Genomic DNA, 1,568 nt, shown 5'->3' with positions numbered 1-1,568 from the left:
TGAGTCGCCTGAGATTAAGAAAATCTACGCGGCCATTGACTTCGACCCCGAGAGTCAGACCTACGGAATCAATAAAAAGCCCATTGAGTGGGTGCGTATTCACAACTTACCCGATCTAGCTTACTTCAACCACGCCCAGCACGTGAATGTGGGTGGTTTGGAATGCCAAAATTGTCACGGTGAAATTCAAGAAATGGAAGTGGTGTATCAGGCATCGGAACTTACGATGGGCTGGTGTATTAATTGCCACCGCGAAACCCAGGTAAATGCCAAGGACAACGCTTACTACGATAAACTACTAGAGCTACATAACTCTGAAAACCCGAAAGAGCCCATGAAGGTGGAAGATATCGGTGGATTAGAGTGCTCAAAGTGTCACTACTAATTAAGATTATTTATCTCAATAAATACTCACGTCGCCCGACGGTTCACTATTTATGAAACAAACAAAGAAGCGATACTGGAAAGGATTAGAAGAACTAAGAAACGATCCTGAATTTGTAAAACATGCTGATAAGGAGTTTCCGGAATATCTTCCAATGGAAGCCCAGTCTAGCAATGGCGTTTCCAACACTCGGCGCGACTTTTTGAAAATGATGGGCTTCGGAATTAGTGCCGCCACGTTAGCGGCCTGTGAAGCTCCAGTAAGAAAAGCAATTCCGTACGTAGTAAAGCCGGTAGATGTAGACCCATCGATTCCTAACTACTATGCTTCTACCTACATGGATGGTGGCGATTACTGTAGCATAGTAGTAAAAACACGTGAAGGCCGACCAATCAAGATTGAAGGAAACGATCGCTCTGCTGTTTCTCAGGGTGGTACTAACGCGCAAGTACAGGCTTCGGTGCTTTCCTTGTACGACAAGCAACGCTTGAAGGGGCCAATAATGAATGGCGAGGCTACCTCCTGGGGCGATCTGGATCAAGATATTCAGCAGAAGATGCGAAAGGGAGGGGCAATGGCTCTGGTAAGCTATACGATCCTCAGTCCCACTACCCAAAAAGCAATCGATGAGCTGCTAGCCGCTTATCCGGGTATGGAGCACGTTCAGTACGATCCTATCTCTGCCGACGGAATGTTAGCGGCTAATCAAGCTTCTTTTGGTAAAGCTGTACTGCCTGCCTACGATTTTAGTAAAGCTGACGTAATTGTGAGTTTAGGAGCTGATTTTCTTGGTACGTGGATTGCCCCCATTATCTACGCCAAGCAGTACGCGAAGACTCGCAAGGTAAGTCAGCAGAAAAAGGAAATGTCGCGCCACTATCAGTTCGAGACGGCATTATCTCTTTCGGGGGCTAATGCTGATTATCGTTCGCAGATAAAGCCTTCGCAAGAAGGGGCAGTAGTGGCACAACTTTACAATCTCATAGCTGCAAAAGCGGGCGGAAGCCGAGTAAATGCTCCCGAAGCAACTGATGTCAGGTTCTTAGAGAAAGCGGCTAATGATCTGCTTAAAGCTCGTGGCAAATCACTAGTTGTTTCTGGTTCTAATGATCCGGCAGTGCAAGGCATGGTAAATGCCATCAATAACGCACTGGGCAACTACGGCACAACATTAGATATTAAT

The 1,568-nt window shown here is 46.4% G+C and carries 2 protein-coding genes; both read left to right on the top strand.

Translation table 11 applies throughout. The features are described from left to right. Positions 1 to 385 (top strand): cytochrome c3 family protein (locus WBA23_RS04390; RefSeq protein WP_424581031.1); only part of this gene is annotated, 385 nt, incomplete at its 5' end. 52 nt (positions 386 to 437) lie between these two features. Continuing rightward, the coding region (locus tag WBA23_RS04385; RefSeq protein WP_424581030.1) for a TAT-variant-translocated molybdopterin oxidoreductase at positions 438 to 1,568 on the top strand (1,131 nt) is incomplete at its 3' end.

The sequence above is a fragment of the Tunicatimonas sp. genome, from assembly GCF_049647865.1.
Classification (GTDB): Bacteria; Bacteroidota; Bacteroidia; order Cytophagales; family Cyclobacteriaceae; genus Tunicatimonas.
The sequence above is the reverse complement of the archived record's forward strand: the minus strand, read 5'-3'. Positions and strand labels throughout refer to the sequence as shown.